21 protein-coding genes are annotated in these 22,008 nt (G+C 66.2%); 16 read left to right on the forward strand and 5 right to left on the reverse strand.

Features of this window, described 5'->3' with window-relative positions:
* Genes J8I87_RS01840 through J8I87_RS01855 form a run of 4 tightly spaced genes read left to right on the forward strand, consistent with a single transcriptional unit; the run spans nt 1 to nt 4,072 of the window.
* Entirely contained in the window at nt 1-1,182 is a 1,182-nt protein-coding gene (locus J8I87_RS01840; protein ID WP_245253639.1) for an ATP-grasp domain-containing protein, read from the forward strand.
* On the forward strand, nt 1,157-2,185 hold the full coding sequence (gene mch, locus J8I87_RS01845; RefSeq protein ID WP_209929747.1) for a methenyltetrahydromethanopterin cyclohydrolase: 1,029 nt from the start codon (nt 1,157-1,159) through the stop codon (nt 2,183-2,185). The genes J8I87_RS01840 and mch overlap by 26 nt, the downstream gene beginning before the upstream one ends.
* A gap of 1 nt (nt 2,186) precedes the next feature.
* Nucleotides 2,187-3,140, forward strand: a complete 954-nt coding sequence (locus J8I87_RS01850; protein ID WP_209929748.1) for a RimK family alpha-L-glutamate ligase — start codon at nt 2,187-2,189, stop codon at nt 3,138-3,140.
* Nucleotides 3,140-4,072 (forward strand): triphosphoribosyl-dephospho-CoA synthase, encoded by a 933-nt coding sequence (locus tag J8I87_RS01855; protein WP_209929749.1) that lies wholly within the window; start codon nt 3,140-3,142, stop codon nt 4,070-4,072. Before J8I87_RS01850 ends, J8I87_RS01855 begins: the two co-directional genes overlap by 1 nt.
* Before the next feature lie 56 nt (nt 4,073-4,128).
* On the opposite strand, the gene J8I87_RS01860 is transcribed toward J8I87_RS01855, so the two are convergent.
* Entirely contained in the window at nt 4,129-4,542 is a 414-nt protein-coding gene (locus tag J8I87_RS01860) for a dihydroneopterin aldolase (protein WP_209929750.1), read from the reverse strand.
* Between the two features lie 204 nt (nt 4,543-4,746).
* Here J8I87_RS01860 and J8I87_RS01865 point away from each other — a divergent pair, with 204 nt between their 5' ends.
* From J8I87_RS01865 to J8I87_RS01880, 4 genes are read left to right on the forward strand one after another with little or no spacing between them, the layout of a single operon-like run.
* The gene (locus J8I87_RS01865; protein ID WP_245253640.1) at nt 4,747-5,361 is read left to right on the forward strand and encodes a flavoprotein; all 615 of its coding nucleotides are present in this window, start codon (nt 4,747-4,749) and stop codon (nt 5,359-5,361) included.
* Entirely contained in the window at nt 5,361-6,746 is a 1,386-nt protein-coding gene (locus tag J8I87_RS01870) for a DUF6513 domain-containing protein (RefSeq protein ID WP_209929752.1), read from the forward strand. Before J8I87_RS01865 ends, J8I87_RS01870 begins: the two co-directional genes overlap by 1 nt.
* A gap of 2 nt (nt 6,747-6,748) precedes the next feature.
* Nucleotides 6,749-7,342 (forward strand): DUF447 domain-containing protein, encoded by a 594-nt coding sequence (locus J8I87_RS01875; protein WP_209929753.1) that lies wholly within the window; start codon nt 6,749-6,751, stop codon nt 7,340-7,342.
* Nucleotides 7,339-8,145: a (5-formylfuran-3-yl)methyl phosphate synthase gene (locus J8I87_RS01880; RefSeq protein ID WP_209929754.1), complete on the forward strand. Its 807-nt coding sequence runs from the start codon at nt 7,339-7,341 to the stop codon at nt 8,143-8,145. The genes J8I87_RS01875 and J8I87_RS01880 overlap by 4 nt, the downstream gene beginning before the upstream one ends.
* Here the strand turns inward: J8I87_RS01880 and J8I87_RS01885 are convergent.
* The 3 genes from J8I87_RS01885 to J8I87_RS01895 are packed head-to-tail and all read right to left on the reverse strand — an operon-like array spanning nt 8,127 to nt 10,806.
* Complete coding sequence (locus J8I87_RS01885) at nt 8,127-8,717, reverse strand: aspartate kinase (protein WP_209929755.1); 591 nt, start codon at nt 8,715-8,717, stop codon at nt 8,127-8,129. The genes J8I87_RS01880 and J8I87_RS01885 overlap by 19 nt on opposite strands.
* 30 nt (nt 8,718-8,747) lie before the next feature.
* Nucleotides 8,748-9,818, reverse strand: coding sequence for a hydantoinase/oxoprolinase family protein (locus J8I87_RS01890; protein ID WP_209929756.1), 1,071 nt, complete (start codon nt 9,816-9,818; stop codon nt 8,748-8,750).
* A complete protein-coding gene (locus J8I87_RS01895; protein ID WP_209929757.1) occupies nt 9,808-10,806 on the reverse strand; it encodes an ATP-grasp domain-containing protein in 999 nt (332 codons plus the stop codon). Before J8I87_RS01895 ends, J8I87_RS01890 begins: the two co-directional genes overlap by 11 nt.
* A 266-nt stretch (nt 10,807-11,072) precedes the next feature.
* Here J8I87_RS01895 and J8I87_RS01900 point away from each other — a divergent pair, with 266 nt between their 5' ends.
* The 4 genes from J8I87_RS01900 to J8I87_RS01915 are packed head-to-tail and all read left to right on the forward strand — an operon-like array spanning nt 11,073 to nt 15,929.
* Entirely contained in the window at nt 11,073-12,437 is a 1,365-nt protein-coding gene (locus tag J8I87_RS01900) for a formylmethanofuran dehydrogenase (RefSeq protein ID WP_209929758.1), read from the forward strand.
* Complete coding sequence (locus tag J8I87_RS01905) at nt 12,434-14,125, forward strand: formylmethanofuran dehydrogenase subunit A (protein WP_209929759.1); 1,692 nt, start codon at nt 12,434-12,436, stop codon at nt 14,123-14,125. The genes J8I87_RS01900 and J8I87_RS01905 overlap by 4 nt, the downstream gene beginning before the upstream one ends.
* A complete protein-coding gene (gene fhcD / locus J8I87_RS01910; protein WP_209929760.1) occupies nt 14,122-15,108 on the forward strand; it encodes a formylmethanofuran--tetrahydromethanopterin N-formyltransferase in 987 nt (328 codons plus the stop codon). Before J8I87_RS01905 ends, fhcD begins: the two co-directional genes overlap by 4 nt.
* Entirely contained in the window at nt 15,105-15,929 is an 825-nt protein-coding gene (locus tag J8I87_RS01915; RefSeq protein WP_209929761.1) for a formylmethanofuran dehydrogenase subunit C, read from the forward strand. Before fhcD ends, J8I87_RS01915 begins: the two co-directional genes overlap by 4 nt.
* Here J8I87_RS01915 and J8I87_RS01920 read toward each other — a convergent pair.
* Nucleotides 15,926-16,849, reverse strand: a complete 924-nt coding sequence (locus tag J8I87_RS01920) for a LysR family transcriptional regulator (protein WP_209929762.1) — start codon at nt 16,847-16,849, stop codon at nt 15,926-15,928. The genes J8I87_RS01915 and J8I87_RS01920 overlap by 4 nt on opposite strands.
* A gap of 284 nt (nt 16,850-17,133) precedes the next feature.
* Here J8I87_RS01920 and glyA point away from each other — a divergent pair, with 284 nt between their 5' ends.
* The 4 genes from glyA to J8I87_RS01940 all read left to right on the forward strand — a co-directional run bounded on the left by glyA (nt 17,134) and on the right by J8I87_RS01940 (nt 22,002).
* Nucleotides 17,134-18,441, forward strand: coding sequence for a serine hydroxymethyltransferase (glyA, locus tag J8I87_RS01925; protein WP_209929763.1), 1,308 nt, complete (start codon nt 17,134-17,136; stop codon nt 18,439-18,441).
* Nucleotides 18,442-18,486: 45 nt separating this feature from the next.
* On the forward strand, nt 18,487-19,743 hold the full coding sequence (locus J8I87_RS01930) for an aminotransferase class V-fold PLP-dependent enzyme (RefSeq protein WP_209929764.1): 1,257 nt from the start codon (nt 18,487-18,489) through the stop codon (nt 19,741-19,743).
* Between the two features lie 67 nt (nt 19,744-19,810).
* Nucleotides 19,811-20,767 carry a D-2-hydroxyacid dehydrogenase gene (locus J8I87_RS01935; RefSeq protein WP_209929765.1) on the forward strand — a complete coding sequence of 319 codons (957 nt, stop codon included), beginning with the start codon at nt 19,811-19,813 and terminating at the stop codon, nt 20,765-20,767.
* A gap of 47 nt (nt 20,768-20,814) precedes the next feature.
* The gene (locus J8I87_RS01940) at nt 20,815-22,002 is read left to right on the forward strand and encodes a malate--CoA ligase subunit beta (protein WP_209929766.1); all 1,188 of its coding nucleotides are present in this window, start codon (nt 20,815-20,817) and stop codon (nt 22,000-22,002) included.
* Nucleotides 22,003-22,008: the final 6 nt, after the last annotated feature.

The following is a 22,008-nucleotide window of genomic DNA, read 5'->3' on the forward strand; positions in this document are numbered from 1 at the left end:
ATGTCGCCAACCGTCGTCGTCGCGGCACTGTCTGCCCGCATGCTCGCCGAGTCGGCTCGACGCGCCGGCTGGCGCGTGATCGTGCTCGACCTGTTCGGCGACACCGACACGCGGCGCGCGTCGGGTGCGTGGCATTCGATCGGCGATCCCGCGTCGTTCTCGATCGATCCGCGGCGCGTGCGGGACGCGCTCGATGCGGCGAGCCGCACGCCGAATGTGATGGGCTGGATAGCGGGCAGCGGTTTCGAAGCGCATCGCGACCTGCTCGACGACAGCCGCATCGCACTCGCGCCGATCGGCAATACGCGCGCCGCCCATGAAGCCGTGCGCGACCCCGCGCGCTTTTTTTCGTTGCTCAGCGACGCGGGGATTGCGCATCCCGAGACCCGGCTCGATGCGCCTGCCGACGCAGAGGGTTGGCTCGAAAAGGATGCCTATGGAACAGGCGGCATGCATATTCGCCATGCCGTGCGCGCAGAAGCGGCACAAGACAGACGATATTTTCAGCGTTATCAGCCCGGCCGTTCGATGTCGGCCCTTTTCATCGCCGATACGCGCAACGCGGCGATCATCGGCTTCAACGAACAACTGATCGTCTCGCACGGCGGGCACCCGTTTGTGTATGGCGGCGCGTCGGGGCCCATCGATGTCCCCGCTTCGCTGCGCGAGCAGATCGCGTGCGCCGTGAGTTCGATCGTCGCGCGGACCGGGCTCAAAGGACTCAACAGTCTCGATTTCATTTTCGACGGAGAACGCTGTTTCGTGCTCGAAGTCAACGCAAGACCATCGGCGACGATGTCGCTTTACGAGCACGATGGCAGCCGTTCGCTGCTCGCGCTGCACACGCGTGTGTGCGCAGGCGCGCCGCTCGATGCCGACGCGTTGAATGCAATTGCGGACAAGGCGCCGCTATGCGGCGAGCAGATCGTGTTCGCCGACCGTGACCGCAAGGTATCGCCCGAATTCGTGCAGCGCGCGTTGAACCTCGGCTGGTGCCACGACATTCCCGTCACGGGCAGTTTCGTCGCGGCGGGCGCGCCGTTGTGCAGCGTATCGGCCATCTGTGCGCGCGGCACGCCAATGGCAACCGTGCGCGCGGAACTCGCCGCGCGCGCGGCGACCGTCGCATCCATCGACATCACCAGGAAGCCAAGCCATGCAGAACTCATCGTCCCTCGCTGATGTTTCGTCATCGTCTTCGTTTCTGAGCGTCAACACGCTGGTGCGGCCATTGCTCGCGAGCCTGCTCGAACGCCAGACGGAACTGGGCATCGAAGTCCGGCGCGACGAGCGCGGCGTCACCCTCGTCGACGCCGGCATCGGCACATCGGGCAGCGTCGCCGCGGGCATCGCGATCGGCGAGATCTGCATGGGCGGCCTTGGCCGGGTCAAGTTGCGCACCGCGACGTCCCGCAGCGCGGCGGACGAATGGCCGACGTTCGTCGATATCGCCAGCGCGCAACCTGTGCTCGCCTGTCTCGCGTCGCAGTATGCAGGCTGGAGTCTCGCGGCCAGCAAGGAGGAAACGGGCGGCAAGAAGTTCTTCGCGCTCGGCTCGGGCCCGGCGCGCTCGCTCGCCTGCAAGGAACCGCTTTTCGACGAACTGGATTACCGCGACGTCGTCTCGACGGGCTGCCTCGTGCTCGAAGTGGATCGCGCGCCGCCCGCCGTCGTGATCGACAAGATCCTGCGCGACTGCAATCTGCAGCCGCGCAATCTCACCCTGATCCTCACGCCGACCGCGAGCCGCGCCGGCACCACACAGGTGGTCGCGCGCGCGCTCGAAGTCGCCCTGCACAAGGCGCACGAACTGGGCTTCGCGCTCGGCGGCATCCGCGAGGGCTGCGCCAGCGCGCCGTTGCCGCCGCCCGCCCACGACCCCATCGAAGCGATGGGCCGCACCAATGACGCGATTCTTTACGGCGGCCGGGTCCATCTCACCGTGACGGGCAGCGACGACGCCGCGCGCGATCTGGCGCGCCGCCTGCCCTCTTGCGCATCGAAAGATTTTGGCCGCCCGTTCGCCGATGTGTTCAAGGAATACGACTACGACTTCTACAAGATCGACCCCGCGCTCTTCGCGCCCGCCGAAGTCTGGGTGAGCAACCTCGCCACGGGCCGAACCTTCCACGCGGGCGCAACCCGTTTCGATCTGCTGCGCCCGCTGTGGCTCGACGAGGCTTGAGATGACACGCACCGCGCTCGCCGTCGCGATCATGACGGATGAAACCGGCTGGCATACGTCGCGCCTCAAGCGCGCGCTGCGCGAGCGCGGCGCGCTCGGCCGCTGCGTCGATCTGGCCGACTGCCGCTTCGACACCACACATGCGCCGCATGGAATCGCGATTCCCGGCTACGGGCGCGGACTGCCCGATGCCGTCATCGTGCGCGGCATCGCGGGCGGCACCTTCGAACAGGTCACCGTGCGGCTTGGCATCCTGCACGCGCTGCGGGAACTCGGCGTGCCCGTCTATAACGACGCGCGAGCGATCGAACGCAGCGTCGACAAATCGATGACCACGTTTTTGCTGCATCGGGCGGGCATTCCGACGCCGCCCACCTGGGTCACGGAATCCGCGCCGTTCGCGCAACGCGTGCTGATGCGCGAGCACGCGAGCGGCCATGAGCTCGTGATGAAGCCGCTGTTCGGCTCGCAAGGCAAAGGCATCGCGCGCCTCGGCGCGGACGGCGGCGAATGCGAGGCGCTCCCGGCGTTGAAAGGGTATGGGCAGCTTGCCTATCTGCAGCGCTTCGTCAGGCCCGTCAGCACGCCGGGCTACGACTGGCGCGTGATGGTGATCGGCGGCAAGGCCGTGACGGCCATGCGCAGGGTCAGCGAGCATTGGGTTCACAACGTCGCGCAAGGCGCGCGCTGCGAAGCGGCCGCGCTCAGCGAGCCGCTCGGCGCGCTCGCCGAACGCGCGAGCGCCGCGCTCGGACTCGACTATGCGGGCGTCGATCTGATCCCATGCGAAGACAATCCGTTTGGCGCGACCGTCATCGAAGTCAACGGCGTCGCTGCGTGGCGCGGTCTGCAGTCCGTGACGCCGTTCGATATCGCGGGCTGCATCGTCGACGATCTGCTGGGCCGCAGGATGAGGCTCACGCATCGCAACGGCGAGATCAAGGAAGTCGCGTGATGCCCGGCACTCGGCCCGACGTGATTGCTGAAGCATTCCTGTGGGCATGCACGCTCGATGTCGCGTGCGCGAAGCCCGGCAACGTCAGCATCGGCGCGCCGGGCCACGCGATGACAGCCGACCTTTTCATCTCCAGCGCGCAAGCGGCCTGTGCAGCCGTGACGGCGCGAGGCGCGCCCGTCGGCGAGCGGATCGAACGCGCGGTGAGCCTGTCGATGCAGGCGGCCGGGTGCAATACGAATCTGGGCATCGTGCTCTTGTGTGCGCCGCTTGCGCATGCGTTCGAAACCTTGCTCGCCACGCGCGACACACCTACCGCACAGGACGCGCGCGCCGCCGTGCGAACGACGCTATCGCATCTGGACCTGGCCGATGCGCACGCCGCCTATCGCGCAATCGCGCTCGCCAATCCAGGCGGACTCGGCGAAGCGCCCAGCCAGAACGTCGGCACGGCGCCGCCGAGTGTCGATCTGCTCTGCGCAATGGCGCTGGCGAGGGACCGCGACAGCATCGCGCGCCAATACGCAAGCGGGTTTGCCGACGTGCTTGGATTCGGGCTTATCCAGTTGCGTGCGGCGCTCGGCAACGGCGCCGTCGATCAACCGCGTCTGTTGCGAGCGGTGCTCAAAATCTGGCTCGGCTATCTGTCGCACTGGCCCGACTCGCACATCGCGCGCAAGCACGGCATCGCGCTTGCGCGCAAGATCACCCATGATGCCCGCGCGTGGCACATGCAGCGTTCATGGGACCCCGCCGCGCTCACCGCCTGGGACGCGTCATTGAAACGCGAACGCATCAATCCGGGCACGACCGCGGACCTCACTGTCGCCACCCTGTTCGCAGCCGCGTGCCTCGACCCGTCGCTGCTGCGCGTTCCGTGCATCGATACGACGGCACGCGCAGCCAGCATCGACCACACTGTGGCAAGCTGAACGGCACGGCTGAACGGCACGCGCCTCCTCCGTGCCGTCTGCCCGTGCCGTCTGCCTCAAGGCCAGCGTATGGTCCGCTCGATCGTCACGCCGACCGCCTTCACGTTCGCGAACTTGTTCGGCTTCGCGAGCGAGACGCGAACCCAGTGTGCGCCGAAATCGACGAGCAGCATCTGCGCGACCGACTCCGCCAACGCCTCGAGCAATTGCATCTTGTGCGTCGCGAGCAGCGATTCCAGCGCCGCGTGCACCTTGCTGTAGTCGATGGTGTCGCCGATATGATCGGTGTCGCACGCGTGACTGTGCGGCACGCCCGCCCACAGGTCGATTTGCACCGGCTGCCGGCTGGTCAGCTCGTCCGGGTCGATGCCGATGATCGTATCGCCCTGAAAGCCTTCGATAAAGATCAGGTCCATCCCGGACGAGGCGAGATGCGGCCGCTCAATCACATTCCTGTCGATCACGTTCATCGGGGGTTCCTCATAGTCGATCTGGCGCATGTGCTCATGCAAGAAGCGGCCCAGGCACGAATGTCGCAAGCGATCGGTTTGACCGCTCCCGCACAAGCCCATGTGCGCCGCGCAGACGGCGCATAGCCGCACAGAAGCCCGATCGCGAGGCGTCGCAATGTGTATCGCAAACTGAACAACCTGGCTGCACGACCGACGATGACGATGACGACAGACACCCGCCCCCGCGCCTACGATGCCGACGCCGATGCCGATGCCACGAGCGCCCGCTTTGCATGGGCGATCACAGGCTCGGGACACGGTCTCGCCGAATCGCTCGATATCGCCGCGACGCTGCTGCCTTACGTCGATCTGTTCCTGTCGCGCGCCGCCGAAGAAGTGCTGCCGTTGTACAGGATCGAACTCGCGCAACTCAAGCAACGCTTCCGCGTGTTCCGCGACAACAGCGCGAGCGCCGTCCCCGTCGGCATGCTGTATGACGAGACCCGCTATCACACCGTCGTCGTCGCGCCCGCCACCAGCAACACGGTCGCCAAATGCGCGTTCGGCATCTCCGACACGCTGCCGACCAACATGTTTGCGCAGGCAGGCAAACTGGGCATCCCGGGCATCGTGTTCGCGTGCGACACGCAGCCTGTCGTCATCACGAAGAGTCCGCTCGATTGGGTGGAGCTGCGCCCACGCAATATCGAACTCGACAATGTCGAGCGGCTGAGGCAGATCGATCATAGCCGCGTCGTGTGCTCGCCCGCCGAGTTGCGCGCGGCGCTCGATGCACGCCTTGCCGAAACCCGTATGAGTTCGTGTGCGAGCGCCTGATGGAACATATCGTCTTTCTCACCGGCCGACTCGCCCAGCCCGCGCTCGAACGCGTATTGCACAGTCTCGCGCCCGCGCCGTTCAGTTGGGAGATTCGCGAAATCGGCCTGCAGGTCGCGGCGCTGATGACGGCCGACATGATCCGCCGCCGCGTCGCCGCGCCGATCGCGGCCGACCGCGTGATCGTTCCTGGCCGATGCCGGGGCGATCTCGATGCGCTGGGCGCGCACTATGGCATTCCCGTCCAGCGCGGCCCCGACGAGCTCAAGGATCTGCCGGGATGGTTCGATCGCACGGCACGCCCCATCGACCTGTCGAAGCACGATATCGCGATCTTCGCGGAGATCGTCGATGCGCCGCATCTCAGTGTCGATGCAATCTGCGCACGCGCGGCGCGGCTCGCGGCCGACGGCGCCGACGTGATCGATCTCGGGTGCCTGCCGTCGACGCCCTTTCCTCATCTCGCCGACGCAGTTCGCGCGCTGAAGGCGCAAGGGTTCAAGGTCAGCGTCGATTCGATGGACGTGAAGGAACTGGTGCGCGGAGGCCGCGCGGGCGCGGACTATCTGCTGAGTCTGACGGCCGACACGCTGTGGGTCATCGACGAAATCGACTCGACGCCCGTGCTGATCCCGCGCCAACCCGGCGACGAGGCGTCGCTGTACGACAGCATCGACACGATGATGCAAAAGGGCCGCGCCTTTCTCGCCGATCCGATACTCGATCCGCTGCCCTTCGGGCTGCTGAAGTCGTTGACGCGTTATCAGCGGCTGCGCGAGCGCTACCCCGACGCGCCGATGCTGATGGGCACGGGCAACGTCACCGAACTCACGGAAGCCGATACCAGCGGCATCCACGCGATGCTGCTCGGTATCGGCGTCGAACTGAACATCGCGGGCATTCTCACGACGCAGGTCAGCGGTCATGCGCGCTGCGCGATACGCGAGGCCGATGTCGCGCGGCGCATGATGTACGCAGCCCGCGAGCTACAGACGCTGCCCAAGGGCTTCACCCATCAGCTGATGACGGTGCACGCGAAGCGTCCATTTCCCGATACGCCGGAAGAGATCGCCGTGACGGCAGCGGCCGTGCGCGATCCGAATTTTCGCGTGCAGGTGTCGGTGGACGGCATCCACGTGTACAACCGCGACGGCCACCATCTCGCGACCGACGCGTTCGCGCTCTGGCCGCATCTGCGTCTCGAAGCAGACGGCGCGCACGCGTTCTACATGGGTGTCGAACTCGCACGCGCCGAGCTCGCGTGGCAGCTCGGCAAACGCTATAGCCAGGACCAGCCGCTCGAGTGGGGATGCGCGAGCCCGCGCGACGACACCAGCCTGCTCGCGCAGTGCGCGCCAGGCACGACACGCAGAAAGGAAGCCTGACGATGATCCACGAAACCGTAGTCACGACCGTCACGCCCGAAGGCAAACCGCACGTCGCGCCGATGGGCATTCGCCACGAAGGCGACACCTTCTTCCTGATGCCGTTTCTGCCGTCCGCCACCTACGACAACATCGTCTCGACGGGCTGTGCCGTCGTCAACTTCACGACGGACGTGCGCGTGTTTGCGGGCTGCGTGACGGGCCACCGCACGTGGCGCACGATTGACGTCGACAGCGTGCCGTGCGTCCGGCTCGCCGACACGCTCGCGCACGCCGAATTGCGGCTCGTGTGCGTGAGCCACGACCAGCAGCGCCCGACGCTCGTCATGCAGCGCATCGCGATGTGCGCGCATGCGCCGTTCGCCGGCTTGAACCGCGCACAGGCCGCCGTGATCGAAGGCGCGGTGCTGGTCAGCCGGCTCGCGATGCTGCCGCGCGACAAGGTGGAGTCGGAAATCGCCTATCTGTCCATTGCCATCGGCAAGACGGCCGGCCCGCGCGAACAGCAGGCGTGGCAATGGCTGATGGACGCCGTGAACATCTTCTATGCGAGTCCGGCTGCGGCCGCTCGAATCCTGAACGAGGAGGCCCTATGATCCGTATGCTCGCCAGTGTGCGCAATCTCGACGAAGCGCGCGACGCCGCCAGCGCCGGCGCTGATCTGATCGACCTGAAGGAGCCGGGGGCAGGTGCGCTCGGCGCCGTCTCCGCGCCCAGCATCGCGGATATCGTGCAGTCGCTGCGCGCGGAGCACCCGCGCCTGCCCATCAGCGCCGCGATCGGCGACCTGCGGCCCGGGGATCATGCGTCGCTCGAATATCGTGCGTCGCAGGCGGGACGCTGCGGCGTCGATTATGTGAAGGCAGGCGTCCCGGCCGATAGCGCTTCATTCGACATCGCGTGCCGAACGCTCAGCTATATGCGCGGCCTTCACTGGAACATGGTGCCCGTGCTGCTGGTGGACAACGGCCTCGATCTGCGCGTCGTCGAACATGCGTGCGAACTGCGCTTTGCTGGCGTGATGGTCGATACGGCGAGCAAGAAACGCGGCAATCTTTTTCAGTGCGTGCCGCTTGCCGCGCTCGACAGCATGGTGCAGATCGCGCGCGTGCATGATGTGATGCCGGGACTCGCGGGCGCACTGCTCAGCAAGCATGTGCCGCTGATCCGCGCGCTCGGTCCCGAGATCGCCGGCTTTCGGACCGCGCTGTGCGACGGATCGCGCACGGGCCGGCTCAACGCCGACCGCGTGCGCGATCTGCGCGCGCAGCTTTCGGGACGGGCGGCTATTGCAGACCCGGCGGCAGCCCCGGCGGCAAACCCGGCGGCAGCCCCCGCAGCCCATCCCGCTGCCAACGACACCGGCTTCGAAGTCTCCCCTCAATCCGCCGTCGCGTGAACCAGCCGGTCGCGCACGCGCGACCCGTCGTGCCGGTTCACGACGTCGACGGGATACGGCGCGTCGCGCGTGAACCGCACGAATGACGGATCGACGATGCCGAGCGCCGCGCATTCCTCGATTGAACGCCACGGCTCGATCTCGCACGACTTGACGACGACCAGGCGTTCCGCGTTCAGTCGATTCGCGAGCCATGCGGCGAGGCTGTCGGAAGTCACCTCCCAACTCGTCAGCCGGTTGGCTTCCTGGAACAGCAGGTCGAGGGGCGCCCACACGGCGACACGGCCCGCGTGCAGCGCGGCGCGTATCTGCGCATCCGTCGCGGCGATCACGAGACGACGGCACAGGCCCTGCATCATCAGCGCGTATTGCGCCATCGCCAGCACGGCCATGTTGTGCGCGGCGACATCGTCGAAACGCCAGATGTCCTGATGCTCGCGTGCCTGATCCGCAAAACGGCCGCCGCCCGGCACGATCACGACCCGCCCGCCGCCGAACTCGCTCAGATGCGCGAGCCAATCTTCGAGCAACGGGTCGCGGCTCAGACTGCCGCCAATCTTCACCACCCACATAGGCGCTCCATGTGCGGAAAGTGCCGGGATTCAGACGGCGGCGCCGAGTGCGCAACGTTCGTCCGCGCGCAGCAGTGCGACAGCGACAGCGGGCGCGCAGACCTGCGTCCAGCGCGCGGCCATCGCGTCGATTCCGTGTGCTTCCATCAGCGACGCAAACCCGATCACGTCGCGCCCGAACTGCGCCGCGAGATCATCCGCGAGAAATGCGCCGCAGCCCGCCGCCACCAGTACGACGTCGTGTCCGAGGCCCACGCGCCCGAGCACCTGCGCGAGGTTCGCCGACAGATGCGCAAGCTGGATCTTGCGCCATTCGCGGGCGAAACTCTCCCAATCGGCCATCGATGCATCGCGCGCATCGCGCCCGATCATCCGCGCAAGCCGCTGACAGCTCGCCTTGCCGTCCTTCGCTGCGGCGTCGGCGGCGGGATGCTGGTCGTGCAGCGGGTCGAGTTCGCCCGTCAGCCGGTACACATCCGCTGTCGTCGCAAACAGTTCGTTCATCACGTTGTGCGGCTCGCCGCAAAAGCGGATGCGCTGCGAGAGCGCGCACAACGGCGTGCGCACGACGCCCTGATAGACGAGCTCCCCGGATCTGAGCCGGCCCGCATCGTCCATTGCGCGCGACGCGAGCACGCCATCGCGGATTGCAATGAAATCGGTGGTGGTGCTGCCGATATCAACGAGCACGGCGGCGGGCACGCGCGCCGCGATCAGCGCCGCCGTCGCGTGCCAGTTCGCGGACGCGATATCGGCCCAATGTTCGGCGACCGTCTCGTACGGCTGCCAGCCTGAGCGTCCCGCGTAAAACGATGCGCGTGAATCGAAGCGGCTCGCGAGTCTGCCTGCCAGCGCGGCTACGCCGGCTTCGCGATGTTCGAAGATGTCGGCCATTTCGCCGCTCATCGTGACGGCATGCTCCGCGTCGCCGTGATCGGGCCAACGCTGCGCCGCTGCATCGAATACGGCATCGAGGTGCGCGACGCCTTGCCAGAGGGGACAAACCCATTGCATCACATCGCACACGCGCCCCGCCTCGATGCGCGCCGCCTTCACATGCGCGCCGCCGAGGTCCCAACCGATCACGAGATCACGCGGCATAGCGCCTCCGTTTGACGTCGCCGTCCAGTTCGAAATGTTCGGCGACCACGCGTGCCGCCATGTTCGTATCGAGAATTCCGGCGAGTGCCGGGTAGGCGCACGTCACGCGCGGATTGATTTCGATCACAACAGGGCCGCGATGCGGATGCCACACGAGGTCGACGCCAACGAAGCCGGCGAGTCCAGGAAGCGCGCGGGCCACGCGCGCGGCGAGCGTTTTGCACATCGCCCCCATCGGGCTCGACAGCGCAACGGCGTTCGCCGTCAGTCCTTCAAAAGCGACTCGCCCGTTGCAAGTCTGGATGTGCTGCCGGTTTATCCCGAGCAGCTCGGCATGGCCCCGTGCGCAAAGCAAAGAGAGACTGAGCGTATCGCCGCTGATCCACTCTTCGAGCGTGACCTGCTCTTGCGCGGCCGCGCGGCGCAGGAATACGTACTCGGCGATTCGATAGTCGTCAAAGACGTGGGTATCGACTGCGCCCGCGCCATCGTCGGGCTTGACGACCCAGGCGCTCGCGTTGTGCGCGGGATCGAGCGGCGCGTCCACCGACCATGCACGCGGCGTCGCGATGCCAGCCAGCGCGAGATACCGCGCCGTGCGACGCTTGCTCCCTGCGATGTGCAGGGTCGCCGCGTCGCAGCCCATCCATCGTGCGGGACCGACTGCTTCGCACAGTGCACGCAGTACGCCACCCGTCTCCGGCGCGATCACCCACACGGCGTCGTGACGGCGCGACTCGGCGGCGAGAAAGCGCGTCGCCGGGATCGCAAACGGCGCGCAACACCATTCGATTGCGAGCCCGGCACCGCCGGCGTCGAGTGCTTCATCGTGGCCCGCCACGCAAGTCAGCGCGACATCGCCGGAACGCGCCAGATCGCGCGCGACGGCATCGCGCATCGCCCTGCCCTGCATCCGCAGTTCCGCTGGCACGTAGTCGTCAGCGCCACCGTTGGCGCTGAGATACTCGTACAACAGGATCTTTTTCATCGCTCGCTTTCCCGCAGGTCGTTGCACTTCGGGATTGCAGCATTCATGTTCCATGCCATCGACCGGCGCGCAGCGTGCTCGCGACGGCCCGATGCCGATGCGTCACGCCGCGTGCACGCGATGCGTGACAATCTGCATCGCGCACGGCGCAAAACACATCGAATGCGGGCGGCACATGCACATGGGCAGCAACCGCCCTGGCTCACGAGACAGAAGGCGTGGCGTGCAATCAGCGCCAATGGCATATGAGTTGCTGATAAGCGGGCATGACCTCGAACAGCTCTCCTACTTCCTGGACGTGTCCGTTCTGCCCGTTGTTGTGCGATCGGCTTTCGATCGGCACGGACACGACGTTGACGTTGAACGGCACCGACTGTGCGCGCGCGGCCCGCTCGCTCGCGCAATTCGGCACACGTCCCGCTCAAGCGCAGCCGATGCATGATGGCAAGCCCGTCGCATTCGGCGATGCCATCGACATCGCGGCGCAATGGCTCGCACGAGCGAGGCAGCCGTTGTTCGCGGGCATGGCCACCGATGTGGCCGGCACGCGCGCGCTCTACCGGCTCGCGAACGCGAGCGCCGCGATCATCGATCATGCCCACGGCCGCTCGCTGATGCGCAGCCTCACGGCGATGCAGGATCGTGGCGCGTTCACGACCACGCTTGCTGAAGTGCGCACGCGCTCGGACCTGATCGTCTGTTTCGCGGCGACGCCGACGGCGAGATACCCGGAGTTCTTCAACCGCTGCGGGATTGGCGTCAAGCCGTGCGATGCAACGGGACCCGCGCGGCGCGACGTGATTTTCGTCGGCAGCGATGTCGATGCGAGCCTCGCACGCGTCGCACAGACGGAAACCCGGACGGGAACCCAGACGGGGACCCAGACGGGAACCGTTTCACAACGCGCGATTGCGTTGCAAGGCGATCTGTACGAGACGCTTGCGCTGCTGAACGCGCGAATCGATTGGCTGCTGAGCGGCAAGCCGATGCCGGGCACCGCGCCCGAACTCGAATCGCTAGCGGCTCAAATGCTCGCGGCGCGTTACGTCACGCTCGTCTGGAACACGGCCGATCTGCCTGGCCACCATGCGGCATTGCTCGTCGAAGCGCTCGATCGTCTGACCAAGTCGATCAACGTCAGGACGCGCGCAGGGTATCTCGCGCTCGGCGGAGACGACGGCGCGGCCACCGTCAACCAAACGCTCACGTGGATGTCCGGGCTGCCGCTGCGCACGGGCATTCATCGAAGCGGGCTCGAACACGATCCGCATCGGTACGACGCGGCGCGGCTCCTCGATGATCGCGCCGTCGATGCGCTCGTCTGGGTCGCGAGTTTCGGCGCCGAGCTGCGCGCGCCGCAGACGGCCATGCCGACGATCGTGCTCGGTCATCCCGCGCTTGGCGCCGCGTCGTCGGATCGTAACGGACCGACGCTGTTCATTCCCGTGTCCACGCCGGGCATTGGCTCCAGCGGTCACCTGTTCCGCGCGGACGGCGGCGTCGTGCTGCCGCTCGTGCCGATCTACGACGACACGCTGCCCACCGTCGCGCATGTCGCCGGACAGATCGCACACGTGCTCGCCGCGCCGCAGCCCGTTGCGCGTTCAACACCGAAGGAGGCCGCACGATGAGCACATTCCGCTTGCGCGGCGGCCGCGTGTTCGATCCCGCGTCACGCATCGACGGGCAGATCAGGGACATCTGCGTGCGCGACGGCAGGATCGTCGATCTACCCGAACAGGCGCCCGTCGATTGCGAATACGACGCGTCGGGCATGGTCGTCATGGCGGGCGGCATCGACATGCATTCGCATATCGGCGGCGGCAAGGTCAATCTCGCGCGCCTGCTGATGCCGGAGGATCATCGCGGCCGTGGCGCGCCCGACAATCCACTGGAACTCGCTTCTTGCGGCGACTGTACGCCGGGCACGCTCGCGACGGGCTACCGTTACGCGGAAATGGGCTATACGGCAGCATTCGAGCCAGCGATGATCGCGTCGAACGCGCGTCACACGCATCTGGAAATGGGCGACACGCCGATCATCGATCACGGCGCCTATGTGATGCTCGGCAACGACGAACTGTTCTTGCGGATGCTGGCCGAACATACCGACTACGAACGCATGCGCGACTACGTCGGCTGGTCGATCAACGCGAGCCGGGCGCTCGGCGTGAAGGTCGTCAACCCCGGCGGCATTTCGGCATTCAAGTTCAACCAGCGCAGCCTTGATGTCGATGAACAACATGTGCACTACGGGATCACACCGCGCGACGTGTTGCACGTGCTCGCTCGCGCGCTCACCGATCTCGGCGTGCCGCATCCGCTGCATATCCACGCGAGCAATCTGGGCGTGCCGGGCAATATCGATTCGACGCTCGCCACCATCGACGCGCTCGAAGGTCTTCCCGGGCACCTCACGCACATCCAGTTCCACAGCTACGGCAACGACGGCCCGAAGAAGTTTTCGTCGGCGGCGCACCGCATCGCGGAGGCGGTCAACGCCAATCCGAATATCTCGATCGACGTCGGCCAGATCATGTTCGGTCAGACGGTGACCGCGTCGGGCGACACGATGAAGCAGGTCAGGCAGGCGGCGTTCGCGTCGCCGCGCAAGTGGGTGGCCGGCGATATCGAGTGCGATGCGGGCTGTGGCGTGGTGCCGTTTCGCTACCGGGAAACCAGCTATGTCAACGCGCTGCAATGGACGATCGGGCTCGAACTCTTTCTGCTCGTCAACAACCCGTGGCAGATCACGCTCACGACCGATCATCCGAACGGCGGCCCCTTCACGAGCTATCCGCATCTGATCCGCCTTCTGATGGACAAATCATTCCGTGACGAACAACTGGCGAAGCTGCATCCCGATGTCGCCGCGCAATCGCCGCTCGCCAGCCTCAAACGGGAACTCGACTTCAACGAGATCGCGATCCTGACGCGCGCGGCTCCCGCCCGGCTGCTGGGACTCGCCGATCGTGGCCGCCTCGATGCGGGCGCGGCCGCCGATATCGCCGTGTACCGCGAGCATCCCGACCGCGAAGCGATGTTCCGCGCGCCTGTCTATGTGTTCAAGGACGGCGGACTGGTCGCGCGCGAAGGCCGCATTGTCGCGACGCCGGCGGGCGGCACGCACTATGTCGAGCCCGAATACGACCGCTCGATCGAAAAGGTGGTCGAGGACTACGGCGATACATACCTTGCGACCAATATGCGGCGCGCGCCCATCAGCCGCGATGAGCTCTGTCTGTGCGGCAATGGCGGGCGTCTCTTGCCCGCCGCGTGCGGCGTCCATCGTCAGCCGCGCGCGGAGGCGACGTCATGAGCGCAACCCTTTCGAGCGCGGCGACGCTGGCCGAACGCCCCGCCGCGCCGCGTGTCGTGCGCGGCGTCTCGATCGACGACACCTTCGCCGAAGCCTTTCCGATGAAGGCGACCCGCCTGATCGTGACGGCGCGCGACGCCGCGTGGGCGCGCAACGCGGCCATCGCGGCCACGGGCTTTGCCACTTCCGTGATCGCATGCGGCTGCGAGGCCGGCATCGAGCGCGAACTCCCGCCTGAAGAGACACCCGACGGGCGGCCCGGCGTCGCGCTGCTGCTCTTTTCGATGTCGGGCAAGGAACTCGCGAAACAGGTCGAGCGCCGCGTCGGACAGTGCGTGCTGACGTGCCCGACGACGGCCGTGTTCGGTGGCATCGCGAACGGCGAGCCCATCGCGCTCGGCAAGAACCTGCGGTTCTTCGGCGATGGCTGGCAGATCGCGAAGATGATCGACGGCAAGCGTTACTGGCGTGTTCCCGTGATGGACGGCGAATTCGTTGCCGAGGAAACGACGTCAGTCGTCAAGGGCGTGGGCGGCGGCAACCTGCTGTTTCTCGCCCGCGACACCGATGCGGCGCTCGTCGCCGCGCAAACCGCCGTGCAGGCGATGCGCAACGTGCCGAACGTGATCCTGCCGTTTCCGGGCGGCGTCGTGCGCTCGGGATCGAAGGTCGGCTCGAAGTATCCGGCATTGCCCGCTTCGACCAACGACGCATTCTGTCCCGGCCTCGCCGAACTCGCGCTGCGCACGGAGCTGAACGGGGAGGTGCGAAGCGTGCTCGAAATCGTGATCGACGGATTGAGCGATACGGACGTCGCCGAGGCGATGCGCGTCGGGATCGACGCCGCGACAGGCCCAGAGGCCGGCGTGGCGAACGGTCTGGTGCGGATCTCCGCGGGCAATTACGGCGGCAAGCTCGGGCCGTTTCACTTCCATCTGCATCAGCTGTGCGATCAGTTGCACAACCCGCCGGAGGGCCGATGAAGCGCATCACGTTACGTCTCACGCACGCGCCCGCCTTGCGCATCGATGCGCGCGAGCTTCTGCCCGCGAGGCTCGCGCAACTCGACGCCCGCGACATCAGCGCCCTCGCGCTCTGGCACGGCGCCGAGCGGATCAACGTAGGCGACCTGTTCGCAGTGGACATCGAAGAGGGAAAGCCGCACGTCCCGCAACTCGTGTTCGAAGGCGACATGCAACGCTTCGACCGGCTCGGCTCGCGGATGGACGCGGGCCATATCCTCATCAATGGCAACGCGGGTGACTATGTAGGTGCGCAGATGAGCGCGGGAACGATCGTCGTCGATGGCGATGGCGGGAGCTTCGCTGCGTGCGAACTGTCGGGCGGGCGCATCGAGATTCGCGGCAATGCCGGGGATTTCGCGGGCGCCGCGCTGCCGGGCGACATGGACGGCATGCGCGGCGGCACGCTCGTCATTCACGGCGACGCGGGCGCGCGCCTGGGTGATCGCATGCGTCGCGGCACGGCTATCGTGTTCGGCTGCGCAGGCGCGTTCGTCGCGTCGCGCATGGTCGCGGGCACCATCGCCATTGCTGGCCGGGTCGGCGAACATCCCGCCTATGGGATGCGGCGCGGCTCGCTGCTGCTGCTCGAATCCGCCTGGCCCGCGACGCAACGCTTCGCCGAAAACAGCAGCGATATCGACGTATTCTGGCGGCTGCTCGTGCCGACACTCGCGCGGGAAGGCGGCGCGTTTGCGATGCTGTCGCGCGCACATGCGCCGCGCCGGCTGCGCGGCGACGCCGCGGTGCAGGGCAAGGGAGAAATCCTGCTGCCCGGCTAAGCCTCGATCGCGACCCGCTCGCCCGCCTCGTGCGCGCCGCTCAGCATGCTGTCCCGGAACGCGGAAGCGGCAGTGGAAAGCTGTTTGCTCTCGCGATGCACGAGGTACAGATACCGGACAATCGGAAAATGCTCGACGTCGAGCACCTTGAGCCGCAGCGTTTCGAGTTCGGCCATGATGGTCGCGAGAGGGACGACTGACAGGCCCATGCCCGCCTGCACGGCCCATTTGAGCGCATCGTTGCTGCTCACTTCCATCCCCGGACGAAAACTGATGCGGTGCTCGGCAAAGAAGCGCTCCATCGCGCGGCGCGTGCCGGAACCGGACTCGCGCACGAGGAACGTTTCGCGCTCGAACGCGTCCAGTGCGATCCGGCGTTCGCGCACGAGCCGATGGTCGGGCGGCGCGATCATCACCAGCGGATTCTTCGCGACACGCACGGCAGCGAGACCTTGCCCTTCGGGCGGCATGCCCATGATCGCGAGATCCGTCTCGTTGCTCGCCAGCTCGTTCAGCACGCATTCCCGATTGCCGACCGACAGGCTGATCTTCACGCCCGGAAACGCCCTCGTGAAATTCGCGATCAACTGAAGCGCAAGCGGGTTGGCCGTGCCGCTCACCAGCGACACCTTCAGCTTGCCCTGCTTCATGTCGCGCATCTGGTCAAGCGACTCTTCGAGCACCGACAACTGCTGTTGAAGCAGCCGCGTATGGCTGTATAGCTCCTTGCCCGCCGCCGTCAGAAAGACGCGCCGCCCGACCTGCTCGAACAGCGGCATGCCGATGCTGGTTTCGAGTTGCTTCAGTTGCGACGAAACGCCGGGTTGCGTCAGGTGAAGCTCCTCCGCCGCGCGCGAGAAACTCAGGTGGCGCGCGCTCGCTTCGAACACCCGCAGCTGACGCAAAGTGAGGTGCAGCATCTCGCTCCCTACCCTCCGCTGATGGCCAAAAACACCTTGATTTCAGGCCTCAACTGTACCAGCCGGGGCTACGTCCGCAATGCCCACGAGTAGGTACTCCGCAAGGCTTCACGTCCGGCTGGCAAGGCTCGCACGCATGGTTATGGGTCGGATAAGTAACCCGAATGAGTGTTTTCGGCGGCTCGCCACTACCATCGTTTCAACAGGAATACCAAATGGATGAACGAGCGGGATGAACGAGCTGCGCATCCAGCCTGTCTGGTCCACTCAACAGAGGTTCACTCATGTTCAGCTACAAAAACACGCTTGCCGTCACCGACCCTGAGTTGCAGCGCGCGATCGCGGCGGAAACGCAGCGTCAACAGGATCACATCGAACTGATCGCGTCGGAGAACTATACGTCGCCCGCCGTGCTCGAAGCGCAGGGTTCGCAGCTGACCAACAAGTACGCGGAGGGCTATCCGGGCCGCCGTTACTACGGCGGGTGCGAACACGTCGACGTCGTCGAGCAGCTCGCGATCGATCGCGCGAAGCAACTGTTCAACGCCGAGCATGCGAACGTGCAGCCGCATTCGGGATCGCAGGCCAATCAGGCCGTGTACCTGTCCGCGCTCAAGCCGGGCGACACCATTCTCGGCATGTCGCTCGCGCATGGCGGACACCTCACGCACGGCGCGTCCGTGAACGTGAGCGGCAAGCTGTTCAATGCCGTCTCGTATGGTCTGAACCCGGACACGGAAGAAATCGACTACGACCAGGTGCAGAAGCTCGCGCAGACGCATCAGCCGCGCATGATCGTCGCGGGCGCTTCCGCGTACTCGCTCGTGATCGACTGGCAGCGCTTTCGCGAGATCGCCGACAGCGTCGGCGCGACCTTGATGGTCGACATGGCGCACTATGCGGGTCTCGTCGCGGCGGGACTCTATCCGAACCCCGTCGGCATCGCCGACTACGTGACCACCACCACGCACAAGACGCTGCGCGGCCCGCGCGGCGGCTTGATTCTCACGGGCGCGCAGACCGCCAAGGCAATCGATTCGACGATCTTCCCCGGCATCCAGGGCGGCCCGCTGATGCATGTGATCGCGGGCAAGGCCGCCGCGCTGCGCGAAGCAATGACGGACGAATTCCGCGAATACCAGCAACAGGTGCTCGTCAACGCGCGGGCCATTGCGCAGACGCTCCAGCAGCGCGGCTTGCGGATCGTGTCGGGCCGCACCGACTCACACGTGTTCCTCGTCGATCTGCGTGCGAAGAACGTGACGGGCAAGGAGGCGGAAGCCGCGCTCGGCCGCGCGTTCATCACGGTCAACAAGAACGCGATTCCGAACGATCCGCAAAAGCCGTTCGTCACGAGCGGCGTGCGTATCGGTTCGCCCGCGATCACGACGCGCGGCTTGCGCGAAGCCGATGCGCAACAGCTCGCGCATCTGATCGCCGATGTGCTCGACGCGCCGGGTAACGATCTCGTGATCCGCCGCACCGCCGACGCCGTGCTCGCGCTGACCGCGAAGTTCCCTGTCTATCGCGACGCACCCGACGCGCTGCGTCACGACGCACCTCAAGTGGCCGCTGCTCACGCGGCGCACTGAATCTTTCGAACGAATTCTGAAGACCATCACTCAAGGAGACAAACCATGTCGAATACTTCAGGCACGCGCATCGCCGGACGCAACATCCTCGCCGTCCCCGGCCCGACGAATATCCCTGACGCCGTGCTGCGCGCGATGGTCGTGTCGATGGAAGACCACCGCTCGACGAAATTTCCCGAGCTCGCGCATGGCCTGCTCTCGGACCTGAAGAAGCTCTACCGGACGGCCGAAGGTCAGCCGTTCATTTTCCCGTCGTCGGGTACGGGCGCATGGGAAGCGGCGCTCACGAACACGCTGTCGCCCGGCGACCGGGTGCTGGTGCCGCGCTTCGGACAGTTCAGCCATCTGTGGGCCGACATGGCGCAGCGCCTCGGGTTCGATGTCGAGATTCTCGATGTCGATTGGGGCGAAGGGGTGCCCGTCGAGCGCATCGCCGAGATCCTGAAGGCGGACCGTCAGCACACGATCAAGGGCATTCTTGCCTGCCACAACGAAACGGCAACGGGCGTGACGAGCGATATCGGCGCGCTGCGTCAAGCGATGGATGCGGCGGGCCACCCGGCCCTGCTGTTCGTGGACGGCGTGAGCTCGATTGGCTGCATCGACTTCCGCATGGACGAATGGGGCGTCGATCTCGCCGTGACGGGCTCGCAGAAAGGCTTGATGCTGCCTGCCGGCCTCGGCATCCTGTGCGTGAGCCAGAAGGCGCTGAAGACGATCGGCCACGCGAAATCGCGCCGCTGCTACTTCGATCTCGCCGATATGGTGCGCACCAACGCCACGGGCTACTTCCCGTACACGCCTGCCCTTTCGCTGCTGTACGGGCTGCGCGCCGCGCTCGATCTGCTGTTCCAGGAAGGCCTCGAAAACGTGTTCGCGCGTCACCACTACCTGTCGTCGGGCGTGCGCGCCGCCGTCACGGAAGGCTGGGGGCTGGAGCTGTGCGCGAAGGCGCCGAAGTGGCATTCGGATACGGTGTCCGCGATCGTCGTACCCGAGGGCTTTAACGCCGCGCAGGTGATCGACACGGCCTATCGCCGCTACAACCTCGCGCTCGGCGCGGGACTCTCGAAGGTCGCGGGCAAGGTGTTCCGCATCGGCCACCTGGGCGACCTGAACGAGCTGATGCTGATGAGCGCGATTGCGGGCGCGGAAATGGCGATGCTCGATGCCGGTATCGACGTGCGTCCGGGCAGCGGCGTGGGAGCGGCGGGACAGTACTGGCGCACACACGCGCCGCACGCGCAAGCCGCCGCGCAACCGGCCGCCGCGCCCGCAATTCGCCGCGTCGCCGCCGCCTGATTGCGCCGTCCCGATGCGGCGCGTCGGGTCGCGAACTTCCCGCTCACACAACGGCACCCACGACACCATGCAACACGAAATCGTCTTTCTCGACCGTTCGACGTTGAATGCCGATGTCCGGCGTCCAGGGTTCGAACACCACTGGGTCCAGTACGCATCGACCTCGGCGCAAGAGGTCGCGCAGCGGCTCGAAGGCGCCACCATCGCGATCACCAACAAGGTGCCGCTGCGGGCCAATGTGCTCGACAGGCATCCTTCCATCAGGATGATCGCGGTGGCGGCGACGGGCTACGACTGTGTCGATACGGCGTACTGCCGCGAGCGCGGCATCGCCGTCGCGAACATTCGCGGCTATGCGGCTCACACGGTTCCCGAGCACACGTTCGCGCTGATCCTCGCATTGCGGCGCAACCTGCTCGCCTACCGCAGCGACGTGCTGCAAGGACGCTGGCAACAGACGAAGCAGTTCTGTTTCTTCGATCACCCGATCCGCGATCTGCATGGCTCGACGCTCGGCATTATCGGCGGCGGCGCGCTCGGCCAGGGCACCGCGCAGATCGCACGCGGCTTCGGCATGCGTGTGGTGTTCGCCGCGCACGACTCGCAGCGCGCACGCACGCCCGGCCTCGAATACGTGCCGCTCGACACGCTGCTGCGCACGTCCGACGTGATCTCGCTGCACACGCCGCTCACGCCCGCCACGCGCAACCTGATCGGGCTGGACGAGCTGCGCATCATGAAGCGCAGCTGTCTGCTGATCAACACGGCGCGCGGCGGTCTCGTGTGCGAAGCGTCGCTCGCCACCGCGCTCAGGGAAGGATTGATCGCGGGAGCAGGTTTCGACGTGCTGAGCCAGGAGCCGCCCGTCGCGGGTAATCCGCTGCTCGAACTCGATCTGCCCAACTTCATCCTGACACCTCACGTCGCGTGGGCTTCCGACAACGCGATGCAGTCGCTCGCCGACCAGCTGATCGACAACATCGAGGCCTTCGCGCGCGGCGAGCCTCGCAACCTCGTGATCTGACGGCCACGAACCACGCGCAATTCACGCAATACAACGGAGACATCGATATGGACATTCATGAGTATCAGGCCAAGGACCTGCTGGCTGGGTTCGGTGTGCCGATCCAGCGCGGCGCGGTCGCGTACACGCCGGATCAGGCCGTGTACTGCGCCACGGAACTCGGCGGCTGGCACTGGGCCGTCAAGGCGCAGATCCATTCCGGCGCACGCGGCAAGGCGGGCGGCATCAAGCTTTGCGAGACCTATCACGACGTGCACGAAGCGGCAACCGCCCTGTTCGGCAAGCAGCTCGTGACGACGCAGACGGGACCCGAAGGCAAGATCGTCGAGCGTGTGTATGTGGAAGTCGCGGAGAAGTTCGAGCGCGAGATCTATGTCGGCATCGTGCTCGACCGCAAGGCGGAACGGGTGCGCGTGATCGTCTCGGCGCAGGGCGGCATGGACATCGAGGAAGTCGTGCGCACCAACCCGGAGGCCGTGCTGCAGACGGTGGTCGAACCCGCCGTCGGCTTGCAGCCCTTCCAGGCGCGCGAGCTCGCCTTCGGTCTCGGCCTGAGCATCAAGCAGGTGAGCCGCGCCGTGTCGACCATCATGGGCGCGTACCGCGCGTTTCGCGATCTCGACGCGACGATGGTGGAGATCAATCCCCTCGTCGTCACGGCCGACGATCGCGTGATCGCCCTCGACGCGAAGATTTCGTTCGACGACAACGGGCTGTTTCGCCATCCGCACGTGGCCGAGATGCGCGATGCGGCGCAGGAAGATCCGCGCGAAGCGGAAGCCGCGCAGTTCGGCCTGAACTACGTGGGGCTCGACGGCGACATCGGCTGCATCATCAACGGCGCCGGTCTCGCGATGGCCACCATGGACACGATCAAGTACGCGGGCGGCGAACCCGCCAACTTTCTCGACGTCGGCGGCGGCGCATCGCCCGAGCGCGTCGCGGCTGCATTTCGCCTCGTGCTGTCGGACCAGAACGTGTCGGCCGTGCTCGTCAATATCTTCGCGGGCATCAATCGCTGCGACTGGGTCGCCGAGGGTGTCGTGCAGGCGGCGCGCGGACTGAGAGTCCCCCTCGTCGTGCGGCTCGCGGGGACGAACGTCGAAGAAGGACGACGCATCATCAAGGAAAGCGGCCTGCCCATCATCGCAGCGCAATCGCTGCTGGAAGCGGCGCAGAAGGCCGTCGAGGCCTCCAAGGCGCATCGCGCGCGCCAGGCCGGCAACCCCAGATAAGGAGAA

Source organism: Paraburkholderia sp. LEh10, from assembly GCF_017814945.1.
Taxonomy (GTDB): domain Bacteria; phylum Pseudomonadota; class Gammaproteobacteria; order Burkholderiales; family Burkholderiaceae; genus Paraburkholderia.

What these genes read in the sequence shown, in the direction of transcription:
- J8I87_RS01840 (WP_245253639.1), top strand. Translation starts at nt 1, where the DNA reads ATGTCGCCAACCGTCGTCGTCGCGGCACTGTCTGCCCGCATGCTCGCC.
- mch (WP_209929747.1), top strand. Translation starts at nt 1,157, where the DNA reads ATGCAGAACTCATCGTCCCTCGCTGATGTTTCGTCATCGTCTTCGTTT.
- J8I87_RS01850 (WP_209929748.1), top strand. Translation starts at nt 2,187, where the DNA reads ATGACACGCACCGCGCTCGCCGTCGCGATCATGACGGATGAAACCGGC.
- J8I87_RS01855 (WP_209929749.1), top strand. Translation starts at nt 3,140, where the DNA reads ATGCCCGGCACTCGGCCCGACGTGATTGCTGAAGCATTCCTGTGGGCA.
- J8I87_RS01860 (WP_209929750.1), bottom strand. Translation starts at nt 4,542, where the DNA reads ATGAACGTGATCGACAGGAATGTGATTGAGCGGCCGCATCTCGCCTCG.
- J8I87_RS01865 (WP_245253640.1), top strand. Translation starts at nt 4,747, where the DNA reads ATGACGACAGACACCCGCCCCCGCGCCTACGATGCCGACGCCGATGCC.
- J8I87_RS01870 (WP_209929752.1), top strand. Translation starts at nt 5,361, where the DNA reads ATGGAACATATCGTCTTTCTCACCGGCCGACTCGCCCAGCCCGCGCTC.
- J8I87_RS01875 (WP_209929753.1), top strand. Translation starts at nt 6,749, where the DNA reads ATGATCCACGAAACCGTAGTCACGACCGTCACGCCCGAAGGCAAACCG.
- J8I87_RS01880 (WP_209929754.1), top strand. Translation starts at nt 7,339, where the DNA reads ATGATCCGTATGCTCGCCAGTGTGCGCAATCTCGACGAAGCGCGCGAC.
- J8I87_RS01885 (WP_209929755.1), bottom strand. Translation starts at nt 8,717, where the DNA reads ATGTGGGTGGTGAAGATTGGCGGCAGTCTGAGCCGCGACCCGTTGCTC.
- J8I87_RS01890 (WP_209929756.1), bottom strand. Translation starts at nt 9,818, where the DNA reads ATGCCGCGTGATCTCGTGATCGGTTGGGACCTCGGCGGCGCGCATGTG.
- J8I87_RS01895 (WP_209929757.1), bottom strand. Translation starts at nt 10,806, where the DNA reads ATGAAAAAGATCCTGTTGTACGAGTATCTCAGCGCCAACGGTGGCGCT.
- J8I87_RS01900 (WP_209929758.1), top strand. Translation starts at nt 11,073, where the DNA reads ATGACCTCGAACAGCTCTCCTACTTCCTGGACGTGTCCGTTCTGCCCG.
- J8I87_RS01905 (WP_209929759.1), top strand. Translation starts at nt 12,434, where the DNA reads ATGAGCACATTCCGCTTGCGCGGCGGCCGCGTGTTCGATCCCGCGTCA.
- fhcD (WP_209929760.1), top strand. Translation starts at nt 14,122, where the DNA reads ATGAGCGCAACCCTTTCGAGCGCGGCGACGCTGGCCGAACGCCCCGCC.
- J8I87_RS01915 (WP_209929761.1), top strand. Translation starts at nt 15,105, where the DNA reads ATGAAGCGCATCACGTTACGTCTCACGCACGCGCCCGCCTTGCGCATC.
- J8I87_RS01920 (WP_209929762.1), bottom strand. Translation starts at nt 16,849, where the DNA reads ATGCTGCACCTCACTTTGCGTCAGCTGCGGGTGTTCGAAGCGAGCGCG.
- glyA (WP_209929763.1), top strand. Translation starts at nt 17,134, where the DNA reads ATGTTCAGCTACAAAAACACGCTTGCCGTCACCGACCCTGAGTTGCAG.
- J8I87_RS01930 (WP_209929764.1), top strand. Translation starts at nt 18,487, where the DNA reads ATGTCGAATACTTCAGGCACGCGCATCGCCGGACGCAACATCCTCGCC.
- J8I87_RS01935 (WP_209929765.1), top strand. Translation starts at nt 19,811, where the DNA reads ATGCAACACGAAATCGTCTTTCTCGACCGTTCGACGTTGAATGCCGAT.
- J8I87_RS01940 (WP_209929766.1), top strand. Translation starts at nt 20,815, where the DNA reads ATGGACATTCATGAGTATCAGGCCAAGGACCTGCTGGCTGGGTTCGGT.